The organism is Lysinibacillus sp. NPDC093197, from assembly GCF_044754025.1.
Taxonomy (GTDB): domain Bacteria; phylum Bacillota; class Bacilli; order Bacillales_A; family Planococcaceae; genus Lysinibacillus.
This window is the reverse complement of the sequence record NZ_JBIVOH010000012.1, coordinates 1-23595: the sequence shown is the minus strand read 5'-3', so window position 1 is coordinate 23595 and position 23595 is coordinate 1. Positions and strand designations below refer to the sequence as shown.

The following is a 23595-nucleotide window of genomic DNA, read 5'->3' as shown; positions in this document are numbered from 1 at the left end:
ATGGGTTAAACAACATAATAGAGGGAGTGTATTAATGTTTGGTTGCAGTAGCTTATCAATTCATACAACAGATAAGAAAACATTATTTGCTAGGACAATGGATTTTACAATGGAACCAGATAGTAAAGTAGTTATCGTCCCACGTAAATATGGCATTCGATTGCTTGAAGAAAAAAATGAGGTAACCATTAGCAATCCATACGCGTTTATTGGAATGGGCAGCACGGATCTCGCATCTCCTGTTCTTTACGACGGTGTAAACGAAAAAGGTTTGATGGGAGCGATGCTGTACTATGCCACATTTGCGACTTATTCAGACGAACCTAAAGAAGGCACAAGAGGTATTAATCCGATTTATGTTGTTTCACAAGTGTTGGGAAGCTGTGTAACGGTCGACGATGTTATTGAAAAGTTAAGCGCTTTTACATTATTGAATGAAGCAAATAACATACTTGGTTTCGCACCACCACTTCACTATACATTTACAGATGCTAATGGTGAAACGATTGTCATTGAACCTGATAGAACAGGCATAACTGTTCATCGCCAAACAATTGGGGTCATGACCAATAGCCCTGGTTACGAATGGCATCAGACAAATTTAAGAGCTTATATTGGTGTCACGCCTAATCCTCCCCAAGACATTACAATGGGAAATTTGAAATTAACACCGTTTGGGCAAGGGGCAGGCGGGTTAGGGTTACCAGGTGATTTCACGCCATCTGCACGGTTTCTTCGTGTCGCTTATTGGAAGAAGTATACGGAACAAGCGAAAAATGAAATTGAAGGGGTAACTGCTTTGTTTCATATTCTATCTTCTGTTAATATTCCGAAAGGCGTTGTCTTAAATAAAGAGGGGAAGACGGACTATACAATATATACGTCTGCAATGTGTGCGCAAAGCAAAAACTATTACTTTAAGCTTTATGATAATAGTCGAATTTCAGCAGTTTCATTATTTGCCGAGGATTTGGATAGCCATGAATTAATTACATTTGAGTGGAATCGTGAACAGGATATTAAACAGTTGAATGTGACAAACTAATAAAGCACCAGGCGCTTATTATGATGTATGAGCACCTGGTCTTTTTATGTCTTTTAATCACCTCAGAAACTCATTCGTGATAGAGATTGGATTTTTTAGTGGATGGCTAAAATAACATAGTAGTGGCTGGTTCATGACAAGCAAACTTAGATTAATATATAATCTTTTAGCTTGTATAAAACTGCTAAAAGATGAAAGCATGTTTGATAGAATATTATGAGGTGAGTATATATGGATTGGAAACCAGATAGAAAAGCAAAGAAAGCTATCTATAAACAACTCGCAGAATATATTGAAAAGGGGATAGCTGATGGTACATTTCCACCTGATAAACCATTACCATCAGAGAGGTATTTGGCTAGTACATTGCATGTAAATAGAAGTACGGTCGTTCATGCATATGACGAATTAGAATCTTTAGGGCTAATTGATAGAACTAGAGGAAGCGGTACTACGATAAGTAAAGATATATGGGGTATAACAAAAAAGCGGATTCCGAGCTGGAATCGATATATTGAGGCGGGTTCATTTTTACCTAGTCTACCTGTAACACAAAAAATAAGAAAAGAAGCAGTTGAACATAAATTAATCAATTTAGCTTCCGGTGAATTGTCAGAAGATCTTTTCCCTAAAAGATTTTTAAGCGAGATTACTTCAACGCGTTCTTTTATTGGAAGCTTAGGATACGATCATCCACAAGGAAATGAAATCCTTAGAAGTACACTTACAGAACATGTGAAAATTAGTCGGGGAATCGAAACAAACGCTTCTTCAATACTTATAACATCTGGAGCGCAACAAGCATTACATTTAATTGTCCAATGTTTGTTAAAGCCTGGTGATGCAATTGCTATAGAAGACCCTTCATATAATTACAATCTTCCTACTTTTAAATCAGCAGGTATCCAAGTACATTATTTACCTGTTAATGAAGAGGGGATTAATCCAGAAGATTTGCAAATGTTATATAAAAAACACCGAATAAAAATGATTTTTTTAAATCCATATTTTCAGAATCCGACTGGCTACTTAATGAATCAAAAGAAAAAAGAAGCGATTTTAGACATATCCTCTAAGCTTGGAATTCCTGTTGTAGAAGACGATCCTTATAGTTTAACCGCTTTTTCAGGAGAAAAAATTTCAACCCTTAAATCAATGGATAAGAACGGCAATGTTTTATATATTAGCTCGTTGTCTAAAATTGTCGCTTCAGGACTAAGAATTGGGTGGATTATAGGCCCAACATCAGTAATTGAAAGATTGTCCGATGCGAAGCAACAATTAGACTTTGGTCACTCAAGCTATACACAATGGATAGCCAATGATTTTTTAGAATCAGAACATTTCCATTCACACATGAAATGTTTAATTAAGGAATTAGAAAAAAGAAGAAATACAATTATTAAAAGCCTTGATACTTATTTAAAAGGGCTTGTGGAATATTCAATTCCGCAAGGTGGTATTCATATATGGTGTAAAATACTAAAAAGCTTTAATGAAACCCAGTTACTTGAGGAGTCCATTAAGCAAGGCGTCATTTATGCTCCAGGCTCAACATTGGGTTCCAAAGAAAGCTTTGTTCGTTTTACTTTCGCAAGGGAAGATGAAGATTCGATTGATGAAGGTATAAAAAGGTTTGCACAAGCTCTTCATAGTTTGTAGTTAATTGGATGACTAAAAATAAGCAAGAGTGGATGGTTTAAATGATATGGAAAACCTATATGATCGTAATAAGGGAAGAGAGCATCATCCCTTAAGCATTAGCTGCTGATGAGAAAAACTCAAGGTGGCTACCTTTTATTATATTTTATACCGCGATCATTTTATGATTTAGAATTATTCCCACTCTAAGCTTAAAATGAAAGAAAATAGAGTAAGCTTCCAATCCTCAGGTTGGAAAATTACTCTATTTTTATTATGTCACAATACTTTCATTTGATATTCAAATCTTGTATGGTATGGTGTTGAATGGAGCATTTCATGAAATCCAATTACTCAATGAATGTAGCAAAAAGATCATTATATGTATCTCTAAAATAAATGGATGGTCAAAAAAGTATCAAATTGGATGGTTATAATCATTATAATTCCTTTATCATTGAGAATGGATGATGAAACATTTATCTAGGTATTTAGTGAAACAATGGCAATGAAGGTGATAATAAATTATTTGCTATAAAAATGATAAAATTATTGAAAGAGTTGATATGATATGACATGGGGTTTAATTATTACAATAGTGATTGGATCGATTGTTAAATTGTTAATGAGTCCTCCAAGTATCGTTGTGGCATGGACTGTAAGTAAATTTGAACTTCATAAAAAACTGGATTCAAAAGATGTTACGGTAACCTATAATGGAAAGAACTTAGAAGAAGTAGAAAAAAACAGATTTACTGACTATTTTAATGAAGCTTCCTTTTTAAAAAAGCATTATATCTTCCCAGGCAATGAAAAATTATTTCTAGAGCCAGAATCGAATGTAACACCATTTGTCATCAACGTAAAAAAGGGAAAAAAAGAAGATGTTCATTTCTTTGTTTTTAATTACGATAATCACGTTGATGTAGTGAAGAAATACAAAGAGAAGGTTGTTTCTTATAGTATAAGTTCTGAACATCTACAAAAATTTTCTTTGTCTCCTAAAGCAGTAATTTAAAGGGCTAAAATACCCTTACCATCCAATTACAAAATCGTTTATCCAGCCAGTTATCGGTATAGTACCGATAACTGGCTATTTTAATTTTTGTATTCGATTAAGAAGTTTTGACCGTTTGTTCTATATAGCTTAATTTATTCGTCTATCATCTGAAAATGCTTGGCTAGAGAATGATGTGAAAAATGGATATCTACAGCTTTTAGAAACACATTTTACGATGGTAAATGGAGGATGGGCTTCATGTAACATGACGCTTACACTGTTATCCTTTTTCAATAATTATAATATGACAGCAAGTAGTTGAAAACGAAGAAGAAACAGGTTATTTTATATAGATAAATGAGCGTGTTTTTCAAGGTGGAATAAATGAATTGATAGAAGATTTACTTGCAGCATTCATACCTAATGTTAGTATTGCTTTAGATACGCGAAAAATCGATAGAAATATTGAATTGTTAAAGAATGAATTTTGGTTTGAAGATATTTATAATGAAGAAAAATATCGAAAGTTATTTTTCGTAAATAGAAAAGTAAGGAGATATCTACAAAATACTCGTCGTGTGAAAAGAATGATAAAGAAGGAAAAAATTCAAAATGCATTTATAACCTTTTTAAATAAACAACTATGACAATTTTATATGGGGGAAACGAATATGCCAAATAAAGAGTTATCACTTGAGCAACATGAGGAACTATTAAAAACTTTGCAAGACCGATTTGAGAAAAATATGAATCGCCATCAAGGTCTTGAATGGGCTAAAGTACAAGCTAAGCTAGTAGCTCATACGGAAAAACTTTGGTCGCTTAATGAAATGGAAGTTACAGGCGGCGAGCCGGATGTTGTCGAGTATGATAAAAATACGGACGAGTACATTTTTTATGATTGTGCAACAGAAAGTCCTAAAGGTCGTAGAAGCTTTTGTTACGATCGTGAAGCATGGGAATCAAGAAAGAAGCATCAACCAGAAAATACAGTAATCGATATGGCAACTACCATGGGCATTAAACTGTTAACGGAGGAACAATACCGAAAATTGCAAGAACTAGGAAATTTCGATTTGAAAACATCAAGTTGGGTACAAACGCCTGCAAATATTAGAAAACTTGGCGGAGCTATCTTTTGTGATCGTCGCTACGATACTGTCTTTATGTATCATAATGGAGCAGATTCCTACTATGCTGCAAGAGGCTTCCGTGGCTCGTTTAGGGTTTAAAGGAAGTGTGATTATTTGATTTTTAACAAAATATTTGAGGAATTAAACATCAAAAACGATAGTAACATGATTTCGAGAGAAGCTGTTAGAGCGATTATTGTCAATGAAAATCGAATTCTTTTAGTTCATTCAAATAAGGGAGATTTTAAATTTCCTGGAGGGGGTCTAGAGGATAATGAGACCCATGAGGAAGGATTAGTTCGAGAAGTAAAAGAAGAAACGGGTTACATGAATTGCAGAGTTCAAAACAAGGTTGGCTTTGTCTGTGAAAAGAAAATGGATGAAAATGACGATAACACATTATTCAAAATGGCATCGCACTATTATTTTTGTGAATTGATTAATGATGCGAGGATTGCTCAACAATTAGATGCTTATGAATCCTTACAACAATTCACAGCAAGGTGGGTTTCAATTGATGAGGCAATTAAACAAAATGAAAGCTTGATCAATGTATCAGATAACAATAGATGGTTGCGACGTGAAACATTTGTTTTAAAAGAGCTGAAAAATTTTTTAGCTTTAGATTGCAATAAATAATAAATTTTTCAGAACAACAAAAGTTAGGGCGAATAGAATGAAGGATAAGAAGGAACGATTGAAAGAATTGCTTGCTCAGCAAAAGCAAAAAATAATAGAAGAGGAGGAAAAAAGAGCATATAAAATCGTTTTAGAGGAAGTAAATGATTTGTTTTCGAATATGAGTGTTGAAGAGGACGTAGCCATTTTATCAAAAGAAGATTCTAAAAAAATCACCGATGATTTATTTGAAGCATTTCCATTTGGTCACTCGGGAATTGACTGGACACTTATGTTTTCTAAAACTATTTTTTCTAACTTTGTTGATTATGAAAGCGCGCTAGTGGAATTAGTAATGAAAAATCATAAAGTACATGATGAAATTTGTTATATCATTGATCTGAATGCTCAACATGTTATTAAAACAAAATTGTTTAACATTATTTATAGAGTCGAAGAAGTGAGGTGTTGGGATAAATATATTTATGCACCTCAAATTAAATTGGTTATTGAATTCCCTTCGAATGATATTGCGGTAGGATGGAAGGAATAAATTTTTATAATATAGCAAATCAGTTAGAACAATAATGAAAACAGTCATCAATGCAACATTTGCAATGGTGACTGTTTTTACTATAAGTATTATAAAATATTTAGCTAGTCTATATTGAGTTACTTCTTACCTAATATGAAAGGTGTTCGGATTAAGGATTAGATTAAAAGGGTCACCAGGCTGGGAGCAACCCTTTAATTTAGAGAGGTGCATTATTGCTTGTATGATAGTATTAACAATCGTCTCCAGAACTTATGAAAGTAGCGCCGACAATAATTAAAAGAATAAATAGTACAACGATTAGCACGAATGTTGAACCGTTATTGTTATTACCATAATCATAGTTATTTACTCCACAACAATTATTGTTCCAATTGCCTGCATTTCCGTAGTATCCCATGGAAAAATCCCTCCTTTCTTCAATGTATAATATGTATTCTGCAAAGAAGTGGGGGGGTGTTTATCCATTAAAAATTTAAACTAGTAATATTTTGTGGGAGATGATAAAAGAGGTGTCGACGGAAATGCTACCCTATATATGAAATTTGTAAGCCATCTTCAGCAAGTTTCATAAGGAGCCTTTAGTTTTTGAAATAGCGACCACTTTATAAACATTTAGGTAAGTTTTCCATAGTAAATAGCCTAAAACACTACGAAAAAGATTTAGTAGAATATCAGCAGTATCAAAACTTCTTAAAAAAAGATTTAATTGAAGTCCCTCTATACTAAGTATCCCTTAATAATGGAAAATCGGCGATAAAACCATTTCAATCGCCGATAAGGCACTGTGAATGTGTCTTGCGGAGAATGCTGATATAAAAAAATCCACTCGCTTTCCGCGGGCACAACGTAAGCCGCAACCCTCGCTATGCGCGGTGTTAAGTCTTACGCAACGTGCGTTCCCGCAGGAGTCAGCGTGGATTTTTAATTAAAGACAGAAAATTCAAAATCGTTTGAGTGACTGGCACTTTTCGTTACATCGCTACCCAGTGATCTTTAGAAACTTCCACGAGTTGTGTGTTGTCTAAATTAAAACGATTGATCATCAACTCTTCTTCTGACATGACCTGAAGTTTCTTTTGTTTTTCAATTGCAGGGTCCGGTATTGGAATTGATTGTAGCAACATTTTTGTATAGGGATGCTGTGGGTTCGCATAGAGTTCTTCGCTTTCCGCTAATTCCACAATTTTTCCTCCGTACATCACGGCTACGCGATCACTAATATGCTTCACCATCGACAAATCATGTGCGATAAATAAATAAGTCAACCCTAGTCGTTGTTGTAATTCTTTCAATAAGTCTACAACTTGTTTTTGAATCGAAACATCTAGGGCAGAGAGTGGTTCATCACATACAATAAAATTCGGCTCCACTGCTAAAGCACGGGCAATACCAATACGTTGACGTTGCCCGCCGCTAAATTCATGTGGATAGCGTAAAGCATGCTCCTTTTTTAAGCCTACTAGTTCGAGTAATTCCTCAATACGTGCGCGACGTTCCTCAGCTGATTTCGCCAATTTATGTACATCAAGTGCCTCCCCGATAATATCAAGAACCTTTTTACGAGGATTTAATGATGAGTATGGATCCTGGAAAATGATTTGCATGTGTCGTCGCATACTTTTTAATTCACCTTTAGATAAGCGTGTGACAGGAACCCCTTTATACAATACTTCGCCATCTGTTGGCTCATGGAGCTGTAAAATCGTACGTCCTGTTGTCGATTTACCTGAACCAGATTCGCCTACGAGCCCGAGTGTCTCACCGGGATAAATACGGAATGACAAATCATCTACTGCTTTTAATAGTTCACCTTTTTTTAAATCGAAATGCTTAGATAAATTTCGTACTTCAATTAGCGGTACGTTCAAATCGGTACCTTCTTCGATATTAGGAGGCTGTTTTGGTTCTTTCTTTTCATGAAGCTTCGGCAGTGCATTTAATAGTTTCTTCGTATAAGGATGCTTCGGATTAGCAAATATCTCTTCCGTAGTTCCTTCCTCAACAATTTCTCCCTCTTTCATGACAATGACACGATCGCACATACCTGCAACAACACCTAAATCATGCGTAATTAAAATGATTGATGTTCCTAGACGTTCTTGCATTTGCTTCATAATGCTTAAAATTTGTGCTTGAATTGTGACATCTAGCGCAGTTGTTGGTTCGTCTGCAATCAACAGGGAAGGGTTACATGCAAGGGCCATCGTAATCATGACACGTTGACGCATACCACCACTAAATTCATGTGGGTACTGCTGATAACGTTCTTCACTATTTTTAATGCCAACTAATTTTAATAATTCAATCGTTTTTTCGTATGCTTGCTTTTTGGACATTTTTTGATGCTTCATTAAACCTTCAGCAATTTGCTCACCAACACGAATGGTTGGGTTAGTAGAAGTCATCGGGTCTTGGAAAATCATACTGATGTCTTTACCTCGGATGGCTTCCATTTGTTTTTCCGATTGTGTCACTAAATTTTCCCCTTGGAAAAGAATTGTACCTGACTTTAAAAAAGAGGGCGGTGATGGGAGAAGACGCATAATGGAACGAGCGGTTACACTTTTCCCGCTACCAGATTCTCCAACAATGCCGACTGTCTCTCCTTTATTGACATAAAAGTTAACACCTTTTACTGCTTCAAATTCGCTTTCACCTGTAATAAAAGAAACGCGTAAATCTTGTATTTCAAGAATTTTTTCACTCATCGAATGCTCATCCTTTAATAAATTTCAAATATTCTTATTGACGAACTGTAGTCGTTCATACATACTATACTATACAGGTAGGTATTGTACAATATAGAGTGTAATGTAAATTTTATCATTTTATTTTCATACCTTACTACTATAGTAAGCGAAGAAAGGAGGAAATACATGAACAATTTTCAGAATATTAGAAAGCTTAATGAAAGTTATTACTTTAAGCAAATTTTTAATGAAATGACGAGGAAAACTAGTTATTCTATTGTGTTATTTTTACTAGGATTTCCAGTGCATATTGTTACATATTTTTTATATTTGTTAAAAAAAGATAAACATTCATATGCTCAAATGTTTGCACAAACGAAAGAACGATTTATTTCGCAAGGGAAAATTCAAGCATGGGAAGCGGAATATAGGCAGCAGGAACAAACGAAGGCAGCATTTTTTAATAAATCGCTGAATGAACAGCAACTTGCATCAGTAGTTAATCAACTAACGGAACAAAAGCTTAATAGAGAAGTAGAAAAAATACTACTAAACGAAGGTATTGCAAAACAATCCTACAAAAAGTATTTTAGTGAACTACTCGAAAATCCGATTTTTTTAGCTGTGTCATTTATTCCGGGTATTTTAATGTATTGTTTCCTAATTCTATGCAGTAATGCGTTTAGTCGATTTATCGTTGAGCGCTTATTCCAAAGTGCATTTGTCATTGTTGGTGTGGCGACATTAGTATTTACTATTTTATATTTATCGCCATTTGATCCTGCACGTAATTTGTTAGGAATCGAGGCAACACCTGAACAAGTCGCAAATTTTAATAAAATTCATGGATTAGATCAGCCATATTTAGTGCAGCTCTGGCATTCCTTATCTGGACTATTTACATTTGACTTAGGAAATTCCTTTGAAGGTAAAGAAAACATTACGCAAAGTATTATGAATAAGTTTCCAGTAACATTGGAAATTGCGCTATTTTCATTATTGATGGCGGTGGCGATTGCCATTCCTGTTGGGATAATTTCAGCGGTCCGACCGAATTCGTTTGCAGATTATGCGTTTATGTTTATCGCACTTATTGGTTTATCAATTCCGAGCTTCTGGCAAGGACTCATTTTTATTTTAACGTTTTCATTAAAATTACAATGGTTCCCTGCTACGTATAATCCGAATAATTGGTTATCCATTGTCATGCCGGTTGTTGTATTAGGTACTTCTATTACAGCGTCGATTGCACGAATGACAAGATCAAGCATGCTTGAGGTAATTCATGAGGACTATATTATTACAGCAAAAGCGAAAGGATTGAGTGAGCGCAAAGTCATTACAAAGCATGCGATTCGCAATGCGATGATTCCGATCGTTACCGTAATTGGTCTTTTATTTGGTGGTATGCTTGGCGGTGCTTCTGTTACTGAAAAAGTATTTAATATTAGTGGAATCGGAAGTTATATAGTAGATAAGCAATTCATTCCGGATATTCCTGCCATCCTCGGTGGGGTTGTTTATATTGCCATTACAATTTCAATTGTCAATATGGTGATTGATGTGCTATATGCGTTCTTTGATCCACGCATTCGTTCAAAAATGAAGAAATCTTAGGAGAGGGTATATTGTGAAATTCATATCGAATGTGAAACTGCTTATGAAAATAACGCAAGAATATGTCAATGCACAGTTTACCATTGCCTTTTCTGCTATTTTTTCAGTGCTGTTTTTACTAAATAGTTTTGATTTTGTAAATGGCGTATGGCGACCTTATGTCCTTACGATATTTGTTATTTATGCCTGTACGACATTATATATATGGTTTACATCTTTTCAAATAAAAAAGGATTTAGCAAAAGAACGCGAAATTCAAACACGTACACGACTGCTTGGTTATCCATTAATGCTAACAGTCCTAGTGGGTAATGTATTTGCAGCAGGCTTCGGATTTATGCTGGCAACGAAAAATAAAACTGCAGAATATACTTTTGCTATATATGCATTTATTACTCAGATTTTTATTATTCTTATTTCGGCATTAAATCTATTTAAGCCTTATGTGGTGGATACGTTTTTATTAGCAATGGGAGCATTTTTAGTACTCGCGGTCTTTTATGCGGTGATGGCTGTACTTGTAGCTCGATACGTTACAGTAAGCGATGCCCCTAAATGGATGATACCGCTTGGAGTAGTATTGCTTTTACCTGCCCTAACAGGAAATCTTTTTTCATTCCTACTTGGCTGGACATTAATTAAAAAAGCCCGCAATACGGATCCATCTGCCGTTGAAAAGTGGCAGAAAATATGGAATAAAATATTGCGTAATACGATGGCTGTATTCGGTATGTTCTTTATTATATTTATGTTCTCGCTATCGGTCGTTAGTTCATGGACATTTGATTACGATTTTGCAGTGCAAAATAATTATAGTGCGTTATTACAAACCCCTTCTTTGGATTATCCACTAGGGACTGATAACTTTGGTAGAGATTTATTTTCAAGAATCGTGTTTGGAGCTCAAATCTCTTTAATTGTTGGCTTCTTTTCAACTATTATCCCAGCTGCAATAGGAGGAGCACTTGGCGCATTTTCAGGCTATTATGGAAAAAATACAGATAACATCATAATGCGTCTACTTGATATTTTATATGCTATCCCAGGTATCTTACTGGCAATTGCAATCATTGCGGCATTTGGTGCAAACACAGTGAATTTAATTATTGCATTGAGCGTAGGGGCAATCCCGACATATGCAAGAACGATGCGTGCTAATGTCATGCAAATTGCCAATTTTGAATTTGTTGAATCAGCAAGGGCACTTGGTGTGTCGGATGCTGCCATTATTTTTAAGCATATCGTACCGAACTCTCTCGCTCCGATGATAGTGAAAGCGACTTTAACAATTGGTGGAGCAGTTATTTCAACAAGTAGTTTAAGCTTTCTTGGACTTGGAATTGAGCCACATATACCGGAGTGGGGCAATATTTTAAAAGTAGGCAGTACGTATTTAGAAACAAATTCTTATGTAGCTATTTTCCCAGGTTTATGCATAATGCTACTCGTCTTATCGTTTAACTTTTTCGGTGATGGGTTACGTGATGCACTTGATCCGAAAACAAACTAAAATTATTTATTGGAGGAATACAGAGATGAACAAAAAATTATTTACACTTGCTGCATCAGCAACCGTTGCGGCGGTCGCTTTAGCAGGGTGTGTAGAAACTAAATCGAATGTTGAAAATAAAGGTGATAAGTCAGATACAGCGAGTACAAAACCTGTTATTGAAGTGCTAGGTATGGCAGCTCAAGAACAAGATATGAATATTGTGCGCGACCAATTAGTGAAAAATGGCTTTGATGTAAAATTAAATATTCAACCAGACTTCGGTTCATATTCAGCACAAAAAGATGCGGGTAACTATGATGTCGCAATTTCTAGCTGGACGACTGTAACAGGAAATCCAGACTACGCAGTACGTGGGTTATTTAAAACTGGTGGAGATTATAGTGTGACTGCAGATGCTACAGTCGATAAATTAATTGATGAAGCTAGTACATTAACTGGCGATGATGCCAAAGAGAAATATAAAGAGCTTGAACAAGCATTAGTATTTGATAATGCTTATATTGCACCTTTATACATTTCTCAAAAATTCCAAGGTATTTATTCGAAAAAAGTAAACCCAGATACTGTACGTTTACCAAAATCACGTGCTCAAGCATGGGAATCAATTGCATTTAATGATACTGCTAAAAATGCGACAGACACATTAGTGTTGCATCAATCAATTGGCTCATTAACTTCTTTAGACCCGATTAAAGGGAATGACGGTTCAATTAATACATTAAATACGAATATGTATGTTCGATTAGTGAATTTATCAGATACTGATGAAGTAGTATCTGACGGCTCATTATCTTATAATCACGCTATTTCTGAAAATAACCAAGAGTACTATTTCGTATTACGTGATGATATTAATTTTGCTAAAGTGGAAAATGGCAAAGCAGTGGATACTGGTGATTTAGTATCAGCTGAAGATGTTGTATTCTCATTAGAACGTGCGAAAGATCAAAATTCAGTACCAGACCACCGCACATATTCTATTCATGAAAATATTGATTCCGTAGAGGTAGTTTCAGATATTACTTCACTTGAATCTGTGAAAACAGCTGATGGAAAGTCAGTTTTAGATGAACTATCAGATAAACTACCAGCAGCTATTGCTCAAGTCGTAACGGACGAAGCGAAAGTAGACAATGCAGCAGGTAAATATCAAGTAGTGAAAATTACAACACCAAATCCATTCCCACAAGTGCTGAATTATTTAGCTCACCAATCGGGGGGAATCGTGTCTGAAGCGGCGGTTAAAGCGGTTAATACGTTTGACGTAGCAAGCTATGATCCAAATGTAAATGTTGCATACGGTGACCAAGCTACTGTTACAGAAGGTGCAACTTATGCAAACCATTTAGCGGCTTCTGGACCTTACATTTTAGTGCAAAAAAATGATTACGAAGCAACATTTGTCAAAAACCCTGCATACCAAGTTGGTACTGACAACGAGCCGAAAATTAATAACATAAGTGTTCGTTTCATTGAAGATAATGATAGTGCGCTATCTGCACTTCGTAATGGTGAAATTGATGTATTACAATCAGTACCAGAAACTAAAATTGATGTAGTAAAAGGCGATGCTAACTTAACATTAAAAACAGCTGATAGTAATGCTGTCTCTTATTTACTCGTTAATCCAAAAGGTCGCGAAGTATCGAAATCGGTAGACTTACGTAAAGCAATCCTTTACTCTATTAACCAAGATGAATTTATTAGCTACTACCAAGGCAATAAAAAGCCAGCAGTATCAACAGTTTCTCCACTTGTTGACACAGGCTTAAAGCTAACAGCAGATAGCTCAAAAGTAAAAGAATTTTTAAGTGCTTATAAAGCTAGTAAATAAAGTGTCAGACACATGAATTGAAGTGCTTCAAATCCTAATCTAAGGGTTTGAAGTGCTTTTTTTTGAGTGCCAGGCACTTTTTGTTTAAATTTGGAACTTAAACCAAGTTTAGTCGTATATAAAGTAAAAGAATAAAAGGAGAGTTGTATATGCGAAAGAAAAATTACATCATTTTAATTGTAACATTGGTTGTGGAAGCGATTATTACGTACTTTATTGCATCATTTTTCTCCGTTAGATTTATCGAAATAATGTTCTTTATTGGCTTTGCAATTGCTGGCGGTATTTTTTACTTTTCGAGTAGTGGTGGTCCAATGGCTAGATTCAATGAAGTGGCAGTGACTGCTCAAACAGGTCTCATTCTTAAAAGCGAGCAATATATCGCAAAGAAAGGACCGATATTTTTTGCTTCCGTACTATTTTGTTTAATTGGACTAGTTTTCTTTCTTCTTCTAATTGCAGGCATAATTCCACCTAAAGAAATTTAAATAATGTTGTTTAGAGGAGAGCATACGGCTGACGCAGCTCTCTGCAAATTAAAAAGCCCTTCTAGTCTTTCAAGGATTGGAGGGGCTTGTTGTTGTTTACGAGAACAAGTATAGGTAAAAAGCCTCGCAGCATTATTAAATCAACGTAACGAATAGATTGCATAATACTTGGAAAGTACTTTATGTAAAAAGTTGGAGTTGATTTGTTTGGAATTTATTAAAGATAAAGAGCTTTACTGCTATAGCTGTCGTAAAAAGACGCTCTTTACATGTAAAGACGGGCATCATAAAAGTGGTGTAGAAAGTCATTGCAGTGAATGCAGTGGCATTTGGTTTGAATGGCAAAATCGAGCAGTTGAAAGAGAAATGGAGAAATGGGTTGAATATAACCAAAGAATCGTAAATTAATACAAGCGCTTCACAATTTATGTTATTCTACCTTGTAAATTATTATATTAAAAGAAAGAATTTACCTTAAATTATTGCGATAATTTGCTTAAAAGTGATACAAATTATCCAAAAAGGTCACTTACTTAGAACTTAAGGCTTCCGAATATAGACTATGTCCGATTTAGTTGTATATAATGGAATAAAGTTAAAGTGTGAAGGTGATATATTTGGACGACATAGTCATAACAGGATATGGCATTAAAGCTCCTGGAATTTTAGATAAATTTAGCTTTTTAAATGTATTAGAAAAAGGTATTTGTACTCAGGGCATTTTAAACTATGCTCAACAGCCTCACACTAATATCGTAGCGGGTTTGATTGAAGATAGCTTCTTGGAGATAAACGGGGTAAGTTATCATCGCCATCCGCGTTCTGTAAGAATGGCAATTGCCGCTGCATTGGATGCATCTGAAATGTCAAATTTAAATGATTTTAAACCACATCGAATTGCAGTAATTATGGGGACATCCGCAGGAGCCATTCTTGAAATCGAAAAATACGCTTCGGATGCTTTTGATTTAAGGAAGTTTCCGATTCATGGGGTTTCCCTTGTTGATACGCACACACTTTCAAGCTCTGTTGCCGAAGCAATCGGTTCGTGTGGTTCTGCCTTTACAGTAACAACAGGCTGCAGTGCTAGTTTAGACGCTATATTAATAGGGAAACAGCTATTGGAGTCTGGAAGTGTTGATGCTTGTATTGTAGGAGGAACAGAGGCTCCATTAGGCCAATGGACAATTAATGGCTTTAAAAAAATAAGGTCACTTTCTACGGAGATTTCAATCGAAAAAGCTGGTGTACCGTTTTCAACTCAGCATCGCGGCTTCGTGTTATCCGAGGGAGCTGGTGTAATGGTTTTAGAGCGTAGGCAATCAGCAATTACAAGAGGACAGAAGATATATGGAAAAGTTGAACGTGTTGTTTCAAGAAATGAAGGACAAAAACTATTAACCTCTGATATTACTGGTAGACATATGCTGGACGTTTTTCAAGAAACAGTCGGAGATACTATACCAAGCTATATAAACAGTCAGGCGTTAGGTATTGAGGTAAATGATCAGATAGAACGCTTTACTCTGAAAGAAACATTTGGCTCTAAAGTGCCTATTACTTCAATTAAAGGAATGATAGGTCACACATTTGGTGCAATGGGTGCTATGCAAATTATTGCATCTTTATTATCAATGGAATACGGGTTTATACCTCCAACGATTAAAACATCAGGTCATGGGTTTGAAGACATACCTATTGTTTATGAAACTAGACATCAAGCGGTAGAGTCTGTATGTATTACTACTCATGGGAGTAGCGGGAATAATGCTTGTCTATTACTGACACATACATAGGAGGCTCTTTATATGTTTTTTATATTTTTAATTTTATTATCATTTATTCCCGTTTGTGTTGGGATTACGATTTTAGTGCTATTCAAAAAAAATAAACTTTCTAAAATTATTTTTTTATTCCTTCTTTTAGCCTCATTTTGGCACATAGATGTTTCGTTTTTATACGCATATCGACTGTTTACCGAAGAAACTATAATGTTCTTTTTCAAACTTTTTCGATTTGGGTCAATCATGGTCACACCAACGATTTTTTATATTGGTTATACCATTGTTCAAGAAATACTCCCTAAAGAGTATCAAAAAAAGTGGCGCTATCTTGTTAATCGGACGACCGTTTTTATATCTTACGCATTTGCTCTTCTTGGTTACATAATCGGTTGGAGTTCTAAAGGGATTAGTAAATTAGAACTTATTAAAATGGAAACTAGTATATTTTATTTTCCAGTGGATGGCGAGCTGTCATGGATTTTTAATTTTAATGTCCTTCTTTTTATTGTATGTATCATTATTAGTTTGTTAATTAGTTTAGATGTACAAAATAAGAGTGAACGTTCGTTTTTGTTATATTTTAATATTTTTACGGCCATTGGGTTTACCATTGGCTACTTAAATATGTTTCCTAGTTCAAGATTGTATCCAAGCTCGATTGCCGTTTTAGTCTTTGCAATTTCTATATTAATCCTTTCGAGTCGCATGCATCTTGAAATCGTAAACAATATGAATAAAAGGCTATATGAGCAAAAGCAGTTTTTATTTAGGGTTATCGATTTAAATCCTAACTACATTTATGCGCAAGATGAAAATGGTCGTTATACTTTGATGAATAAATCCTATGCGCAGTTAATGGGCATGAGCTTTCAAGATATGATTGGAAAAACGGACACGGATTTACTAATCGATTTGTCTGATGAGGAAGATAGCCTCGATCAAGAAAAAGGTATGTTCAAGCTACCTGAAAAACATTTCATAAAAGAGGAAGCTATTACAGCTGCTTCGGGAGAAGTCGTATGGGTCCAAACTGTCAAAGTACCAATTCATTTACATGAAAGTTCTACGTTACTTGCTGTATCAACTGATATTACTGAACGCAAGCAGTATGAAGATGAAATTAAATTTCAAGCAAATCATGATGCTTTGACGGGGTTACCGAATAGAAGAATGTTCAATGATGATTTAATCGCCCTTTTAGAAAAGGCTAAAGCGGAAGGTAGTCAAAATGCAATATTGTTCTTCGATTTAGATCGTTTTAAATATATCAATGACACTCTTGGTCATGATGTAGGTGATTTATTATTAGTAGAAGTATCAAGACGAATTGAAATGCTATTAGAAGAAAAACATAACAGGGCTAACATTTATCGACTTGGTGGAGATGAATTTACAATCTTATTGCCCTATTATGATGCCACTGAAAGTGAGGCATTTGCTAAAGACTTATTAGCACAATTTATTACAGGCTTTTGGATTGATGGTAGTGAGTATTTCATTACACCGAGTATTGGCATTAGTACGTTCCCAAATGATGGCTATGATGCTAATACATTAATTAAGCATGCAGATACAGCCATGTACTATGTAAAAGAAAGAGGGAAAAATAACTATCAATTATTCACTTCAGAAATGCAACAACATTTCTATAGGAAAATGATGATTGAAAAACAATTACGAACAGCACTCGATAATGAGGAATTTGAACTTTATTATCAGCCCATTATGGATGTGAAAACGAATGAAATCATCGGTATGGAATCGCTAATCAGATGGAACAATGCAGTACTTGGACAAGTAACCCCAGATGAATTCATTTCCATTATGGAGGAGACTGGAATGATTATTCCTATCGGTAAATGGGTATTGAATACGGCCATTGCACAAACAGCGCATTGGCATCGTGAATCAAATAAGCGATTAAAAATAAGTATAAATGTCTCAGTGAAGCAGTTACTCGAATCAACATTTGTAGATAGTGTCCAGCATGCAATAGAGAATGCAAAACTTGATGCGACCTATGTTGTATTAGAGATAACGGAAAGTATCGCAATGTATGCTGAGTCAATGATTGAAAAATTATGTGCATTAAAAAAACTAGGTATAAGTCTATCGATGGATGATTTCGGAACAGGGTATTCATCACTTAGTTATTTAAATAAATATCCACTCGATTCCTTGAAAATTGATAAATCATTTGTAATTGGCATGAATCAAGATGATGAGAACAAAGCACTCGTAAAAACCATTATTGCGATAGCCAAACAACTCGATTTGAAAGTGATAGCTGAAGGCGTAGAAGGTAAGGAAGAATATCACTTCTTGGCTGAGATTGGCTGTGATTATGCTCAAGGGTACTTGTTTAGCCGTCCACTCCCTGTTGCAGAATTTAAAGGGAAATGGCTTATAGACACTGACGTCTCACATAAATAGTATGTTCATTTAATTGATAAAGGAATAATTGGTAGCGAGGCTTTCTCTTCATGAGGAAGCCTTTGCTTGTGGGCAAATGTTGTAGGGCATTGATCCTTATCGGATGGCTTGTCCAAATTTTTTGGTCTTTCATGCCTCGCGTTTTACAAAAGGCTTCGTGGCATGGATGTTTGTCACTTTGTATTGTTACCAATTAGATAGTATAAATATGATACTATTGAAAAAAGTTGGAGATTAACAAGATAGATTTGAAGGTGGGATAGTAGATATGAAAAAGTGGATTGTTTTATTTACTTTAATAATGTGTATAAGCTTTCAATCAAATACTGAAGCTAAAGTCATATGGGATGGAGCGGAGATTACAAAAGGACAAACGGGTAAATTAACATTTTCAAAAGACGTGAAAATATATAAAAAAAGTGACGACGGTACGTTTATTTCACTCGTTGTGAAAAAAGGGGAGTTTTATCGCGTATATGGCCATGAGTATTCGACTGTTGGCAAAGTATATAATATGAGTGGTGGTTATCGTGTACAAGCAACAGATTTAGTTATTTATAAGGAAGTTCCGTTAGCTATCCAACAACAAGTATCAGGTGTGAAGTTTACTGTAGGGACGCCTATTTTTGCTAATTCTGCAAAAGGCGTGTCCATTAAAGAAGCCCCGAATAGTGCAGCGAAAACTATTTTGCATACACCGTATGGGGCTGTTTTTAAGGTAGTTGAGCTGAGTGGGGATTATGTGAAAGTAGAATACAATCCAAGAACTGATACAACAATTGATTATATTTGGGGATATGTACCACAAGACTATGTGTCAAACTTACCTGAAGGAACAATCCAATATGTGAATCAAATTGTTGATTTATCCGTTCGTCCTGGATGGCAAAGCCAGTCATTAAAACCTGGTACATCAGTTGCGGTCTATTTCACAACAGCAGATGGTCGGGCATATGTGTCTTCAAATAAACTGTATGGGTACATACCTGTAAGTGCTTTGTCAAAGACGCCAATCGTAGATAAGGAATTGCAGGTATTAGCGGAACCGTCGAGCTTATTATTTGATGCAACTAAAAAAATTGCCTTATCGGAAACAGCACCTTATTACTATTTAACAGAGTTTTCGCCGACTTCTAGTAATCGTTGGCAAGGGAAAATGCAACTAGTAAATGATGATGAAATTAGTGGTGGCAAACAAATAGCAGGTGCACTAAGCTACACACTTATAAATAAGAAGCTAACGTATCATTTAGAAAGCGAACTACATGATCAAAAAATTATGATGCAGTTCCCGTTAAAAATAAATGATACAATCTATGTCAATTGTCAAGCGCAAAAAGTGAGCAAAATTTATGAGCAATACGCGTTAAATATTACAGGTAGTTATAAAACATTTACAAATGTTGTAATAGCAGGGGATTACATTATTGCGAAAGGTTTAGTGAAGGGACCTTTTAATTATTGGATTCAATCGTAGCGTGGTCTATTAGGAAAGTCTGGTGTTTCTGATTGAGCGAAAACGCTCTTATAGTAAAAAGTTGAATTAGCAAAAAAATTGAAATATTCGTAATGTGAATTTATAATAATGACAAATATTTTTGGAAGGGATTTTTTTATATGAAAGGAAACCCTTTAACAGGGAACATATATGAGCTTGTAGGGGTACCTTGGAGACAGTAAGGAGTGAAGACAATAAATGATATATCGATTTTTATTGTTGCTAGCTACCCTCATCTTTATAGTCAATTTATATGTCCTTCCAACATTTTTCTCCATTGAACCGGACCGTACAGGTACTTTGATTGGATTAATAATCATCATCGTTATTATTAATCATTTATTAAACAATAAAGTTAACAATTAATTTTCTCGTGCAGCTCCTTGCAATAGGAATGCTGCATGATTTTTTATGTTTCAGCTATTTTTTTGAATGAAATGTCTATTTTATGTATTTAAATTGAAAAAAATGTTCAAAAAAAACAAAAAGATGCGCTCATTGACCAAAATAGTGGTACAGTTAGAAAGTATATTTTAAAAGTGAGTAGGAGACAAAACATGATTGAAATCAAAACATCTCCATTAAGCAATGGAGAATTCAATAGAGGGGTATTTGCTACATGTGATATCCAAAAAGGAGAGCTTTTACACGAAGCACCAGTTATTTCCTATCCAAATGAACAGCATCAACACATTGAGCAAACATTGCTTGCTGATTATGCTTTTGAATATGGAATAGGTCAATCTGCTATCCTTCTTGGCTATGGCATGTTGTTTAATCATTCTTATGAACCGAATGCAACGTATGAGATTAATTTTAGAAACCAAACATTTGATTTCTTTGCTTACAAAGATATCAAAGCAGGGGAAGAAATATTAATCAATTATAATGGCGATGTGGATAATCAAGATCAGCTATGGTTTAACGAGGAATAAAAAAAGAATTAAAAGCTCGCCCAGCCCCGTACAAATAACTTGTATGGGGTATTTTTTAATTCGATACGGAGTAACGGAAACTTAATAGTAAAGAAAATAAAAATAATTTATATAAGTGGTAGACAAATGAGATTTTATATAATATAATAAATTTAATAACATCGTTTGCGAAGAAACAATAATTCACATGTTACAAAGAGTAATCGTGTTTTGTTCGGTACTTTTTGTAATATGTGAATTTTTTTCTTTTGAGGAAATCGGATATTATTAAATACAATTAATGGAGGTCATTCAAATGACACAACAAGGTACAGTAAAATGGTTTAACGCAGAAAAAGGTTTCGGTTTCATCGAAGTAGAAGGCGGAAACGACGTATTCGCTCACTTCTCAGCTATCCAAGGTGAAGGTTTCAAATCACTTGACGAAGGTCAAAAAGTTGAATTCTCAGTAGAAGACGGCCAACGTGGACCTCAAGCTACAAACATCGTAAAACTTTAATTTTTAATTAAACTAACGATACACAATGTAGGCAAACTCAAAGAAATTTGAGTTTGCCTACATTTTTTTTTTGAATGAAATTTAAGTAGTAGCCTTTGCGTCCCTCTAAAGCGTCTAGAACGCATGTAAAGTAACAGAATCTTATACGTGGAAACATACTTCTATTATGAAGTTAAAGCGCTTTAAAGGCTTGTTAAGAAGCTTATGAACGATTTTGTACTTCGTTGCTGTAAAAAGTGCTTGAGTTTGTTTTGGACTTCCGTTATATTAAAAGAGACTAAAAGGTATCTTTTTCGGAGGTGCACATGAAAAAAGGTGAAATAACAAGGCTTAATATTATTCGAAAATCTGCTGCGATTTTTAACACAAAAGGATACATGACAACGACGATGAGCGACATTATTCAAGAAACAAATATTCAAAAAGGGGGGATATATCGACATTTTAAGGATAAAGAGCAACTGATGCTCGAATCTTTTCAGTTCTCAACTGAAACAATGAAAAACCATCTAATGGAAAGTGTTGCTCAACACGACCATGCAACGGACAAATTACTTGCATTTGTAGAGGGCTTTTTACAATTAAGTGAAGGAGAACCGATAGTAGGAGGGTGCCCTATTTTAAACGCAGCAACCGAAATGGATGATCTAGACGGAAGTGCATTGCTACCATCGATTACTGAAGCAATGGATATGATGGTCATGTGGTTGGTAAAAATATTAAAGGATGGTATGAGACATCAGCAATTGAAGCAAACGATACAGCCATATGAAACAGCAATATTTATTGTGTCGACACTTGAAGGTGGACTCGTATTAGATAGATTAAAAAAGGATGAGCATTTAACGGAGGTTTTAATAAATCATTTGAGGCAGTATATTTCAATGATAGCTACAGAGCGGCAATAAAGCCGTCTTTTTTATAATTAAAAAGAGACTATTTGGTATCTTTTTTGGAGGGTTAGAATGAGCTATTTATTATTTTTTGCTTTCTTCGTGCTTATTTTATTTTTGAGAAGCTATATCATTTTGCATATTTTTACACCAAAGCGAAAAAAGGAAAAAAATATCCGCAATCAACTTTTGAAAATATCGAAATTGGGATGAAAATAGGAGCTGTCAGAGGTTGGCTGATTAGAAGTGACAAGGGTAAGGGATGTTTTCTACTGATTCACGGGTGGGGCTCTAATAAGTCTGATATGTTGCGATATGTAGACCCAATAGTAGCTCGCGGCTATGACGTTGTAATGATAGATGTACTTGGTCATGGGCAAAGTGACTCCGTGCAAAAACAAGTAAGTATTGAATCGTTTGTCCAAACGATAACATCCACGATTGATTATGTGACAGAAAGACCAGATGTTAACTGTAAGTCTATTTATGTTTTAGGGCATTCAATGGGAGGAATAGCTGCAAGTATTGTAAATGCCCAAGATTCAAGAATACATGCTCTTATCACTGACTCAATGCCTACATCACTAAAGAGTATTAGCAATTCAATGGCAGAAAAAGTAACAGTACCTTATATGCCAATTGGTTGGCTATTTGTTAGTTGGTTTTTATTAAGAGGAGGTGTTTTTTTAAAAGCTAGAAAAGAGTGGCGTCTTGAAAAAATATTAAAAAACCAACAGTCACCGTCTCTTGCTATTCACTCAATGCAAGATAAAAAAGTACCCGTTTCAAATGTGGAAGTTTTAAAAAATGGTAGCAACTTTAAACAAGTAATTAAAGTGGAAACAAAGGGTCACCATAATTGTGTGAAAGATCCGTTTTTTTGGAATTACGTTTTTCAATTTATAGATAGTAATAAGGGGGATATAGTAAATGATTAATATTGATACACTCGTGATTGGTGCAGGTCCTGGAGGGTATGTTGCGGCTATTCGTGCTACTCAAATGGGGCAAAATGTAACAATTATAGAGAAGGAATTTCTAGGAGGAGTATGCTCGAATGTCGGTTGTATTCCATCGAAAGTATTGATTTCTGTAGGTCATCGTTTTGAGCAAGCAAAGCATTCAGAAGATATGGGGGTAGTTGTCCAAGAAGTAAAACTAGACTGGACAAAAGTACAAGAGTTTAAAAAGGGGATCGTTTCTAAATTAGTAGGTGGCGTTGAAAGTCTGCTAAAAGGCAACAAAATCGACATAGTGAAGGGGGAGGCATACTTTGTAGATAAAAATACTGTACGTGTCATTGAGGGTGGAAGCTCAGAAACGTACACATTTAACAATGTGATTATCGCAACAGGTTCTCGTCCAGTTGAAATTCCAACTTTTAAATTCTCTGATCGTGTCCTAAACTCTACTGGCGC

23 protein-coding genes are annotated in these 23595 nt (G+C 35.1%); 21 read left to right on the top strand and 2 right to left on the bottom strand.

The features are described from left to right. Positions 1-34: 34 nt before the first annotated feature. The 7 genes from ACIP9G_RS21530 to ACIP9G_RS21500 all read left to right on the top strand — a co-directional run bounded on the left by ACIP9G_RS21530 (position 35) and on the right by ACIP9G_RS21500 (position 5990). Complete coding sequence (locus ACIP9G_RS21530) at positions 35-1045, top strand: linear amide C-N hydrolase (RefSeq protein ID WP_401022157.1); 1011 nt, start codon at positions 35-37, stop codon at positions 1043-1045. Positions 1046-1276: 231 nt separating this feature from the next. Further along, positions 1277-2707 carry a MocR-like pyridoxine biosynthesis transcription factor PdxR gene (gene pdxR / locus ACIP9G_RS21525; RefSeq protein WP_401022155.1) on the top strand — a complete coding sequence of 477 codons (1431 nt, stop codon included), beginning with the start codon at positions 1277-1279 and terminating at the stop codon, positions 2705-2707. A gap of 550 nt (positions 2708-3257) precedes the next feature. Further along, positions 3258-3704 (top strand): YfmQ family protein, encoded by a 447-nt coding sequence (locus ACIP9G_RS21520; RefSeq protein ID WP_340823246.1) that lies wholly within the window; start codon positions 3258-3260, stop codon positions 3702-3704. 371 nt (positions 3705-4075) lie between these two features. After that, on the top strand, positions 4076-4333 hold the full coding sequence (locus ACIP9G_RS21515) for a hypothetical protein (RefSeq protein ID WP_401022152.1): 258 nt from the start codon (positions 4076-4078) through the stop codon (positions 4331-4333). Between the two features lie 24 nt (positions 4334-4357). After that, positions 4358-4918, top strand: coding sequence for a DUF4256 domain-containing protein (locus tag ACIP9G_RS21510; protein WP_401022151.1), 561 nt, complete (start codon positions 4358-4360; stop codon positions 4916-4918). 15 nt (positions 4919-4933) lie between these two features. Further along, a complete protein-coding gene (locus tag ACIP9G_RS21505) occupies positions 4934-5458 on the top strand; it encodes an NUDIX hydrolase (protein ID WP_401022150.1) in 525 nt (174 codons plus the stop codon). Positions 5459-5516: 58 nt separating this feature from the next. Then, the gene (locus tag ACIP9G_RS21500; RefSeq protein ID WP_401022147.1) at positions 5517-5990 is read left to right on the top strand and encodes a CDI toxin immunity protein; all 474 of its coding nucleotides are present in this window, start codon (positions 5517-5519) and stop codon (positions 5988-5990) included. Positions 5991-6222: 232 nt separating this feature from the next. Here ACIP9G_RS21500 and ACIP9G_RS21495 read toward each other — a convergent pair whose 3' ends face one another. Together ACIP9G_RS21495 and ACIP9G_RS21490 are read right to left on the bottom strand one after the other, a co-directional pair. Then, positions 6223-6390 (bottom strand): YjcZ family sporulation protein, encoded by a 168-nt coding sequence (locus ACIP9G_RS21495; RefSeq protein WP_340823256.1) that lies wholly within the window; start codon positions 6388-6390, stop codon positions 6223-6225. Positions 6391-6964: 574 nt separating this feature from the next. Beyond that, positions 6965-8701, bottom strand: a complete 1737-nt coding sequence (locus tag ACIP9G_RS21490) for an ABC transporter ATP-binding protein (protein ID WP_401022144.1) — start codon at positions 8699-8701, stop codon at positions 6965-6967. Positions 8702-8869: 168 nt separating this feature from the next. Between ACIP9G_RS21490 and ACIP9G_RS21485 the strand changes: the two genes are divergently transcribed. The 14 genes from ACIP9G_RS21485 to ACIP9G_RS21420 form a co-directional block, all read left to right on the top strand. Continuing rightward, positions 8870-10300: an ABC transporter permease gene (locus ACIP9G_RS21485; protein ID WP_340823259.1), complete on the top strand. Its 1431-nt coding sequence runs from the start codon at positions 8870-8872 to the stop codon at positions 10298-10300. Between the two features lie 13 nt (positions 10301-10313). After that, positions 10314-11810 carry an ABC transporter permease gene (locus ACIP9G_RS21480; RefSeq protein ID WP_340823260.1) on the top strand — a complete coding sequence of 499 codons (1497 nt, stop codon included), beginning with the start codon at positions 10314-10316 and terminating at the stop codon, positions 11808-11810. Positions 11811-11835: 25 nt separating this feature from the next. Next, complete coding sequence (locus ACIP9G_RS21475) at positions 11836-13647, top strand: ABC transporter substrate-binding protein (RefSeq protein WP_401022141.1); 1812 nt, start codon at positions 11836-11838, stop codon at positions 13645-13647. 149 nt (positions 13648-13796) lie between these two features. Further along, positions 13797-14135 (top strand): hypothetical protein, encoded by a 339-nt coding sequence (locus ACIP9G_RS21470; protein WP_401022139.1) that lies wholly within the window; start codon positions 13797-13799, stop codon positions 14133-14135. Positions 14136-14342: 207 nt separating this feature from the next. After that, complete coding sequence (locus tag ACIP9G_RS21465) at positions 14343-14543, top strand: hypothetical protein (protein WP_340823265.1); 201 nt, start codon at positions 14343-14345, stop codon at positions 14541-14543. A gap of 209 nt (positions 14544-14752) precedes the next feature. After that, positions 14753-15931: a beta-ketoacyl synthase N-terminal-like domain-containing protein gene (locus ACIP9G_RS21460; protein ID WP_340823267.1), complete on the top strand. Its 1179-nt coding sequence runs from the start codon at positions 14753-14755 to the stop codon at positions 15929-15931. Between the two features lie 12 nt (positions 15932-15943). Further along, entirely contained in the window at positions 15944-18352 is a 2409-nt protein-coding gene (locus tag ACIP9G_RS21455; RefSeq protein ID WP_401022137.1) for a putative bifunctional diguanylate cyclase/phosphodiesterase, read from the top strand. A 268-nt stretch (positions 18353-18620) separates the two neighbouring features. Continuing rightward, a complete protein-coding gene (locus ACIP9G_RS21450; RefSeq protein WP_401022135.1) occupies positions 18621-19829 on the top strand; it encodes a hypothetical protein in 1209 nt (402 codons plus the stop codon). 219 nt (positions 19830-20048) lie between these two features. Then, the gene (locus tag ACIP9G_RS21445; protein ID WP_340823272.1) at positions 20049-20216 is read left to right on the top strand and encodes a hypothetical protein; all 168 of its coding nucleotides are present in this window, start codon (positions 20049-20051) and stop codon (positions 20214-20216) included. Positions 20217-20407: 191 nt separating this feature from the next. Beyond that, entirely contained in the window at positions 20408-20785 is a 378-nt protein-coding gene (locus tag ACIP9G_RS21440; RefSeq protein ID WP_340823273.1) for an SET domain-containing protein, read from the top strand. Positions 20786-21080: 295 nt separating this feature from the next. Next, positions 21081-21284, top strand: coding sequence for a cold-shock protein (locus ACIP9G_RS21435; RefSeq protein ID WP_038187584.1), 204 nt, complete (start codon positions 21081-21083; stop codon positions 21282-21284). Positions 21285-21589: 305 nt separating this feature from the next. Further along, positions 21590-22192, top strand: coding sequence for a TetR/AcrR family transcriptional regulator (locus ACIP9G_RS21430; protein ID WP_401022132.1), 603 nt, complete (start codon positions 21590-21592; stop codon positions 22190-22192). Between the two features lie 194 nt (positions 22193-22386). Next, positions 22387-23115: an alpha/beta hydrolase gene (locus ACIP9G_RS21425; RefSeq protein ID WP_401022130.1), complete on the top strand. Its 729-nt coding sequence runs from the start codon at positions 22387-22389 to the stop codon at positions 23113-23115. Continuing rightward, on the top strand, positions 23108-23595 hold a 488-nt coding region (locus ACIP9G_RS21420), incomplete at its 3' end, for an FAD-dependent oxidoreductase (RefSeq protein ID WP_401022129.1). The genes ACIP9G_RS21425 and ACIP9G_RS21420, both read left to right, overlap by 8 nt.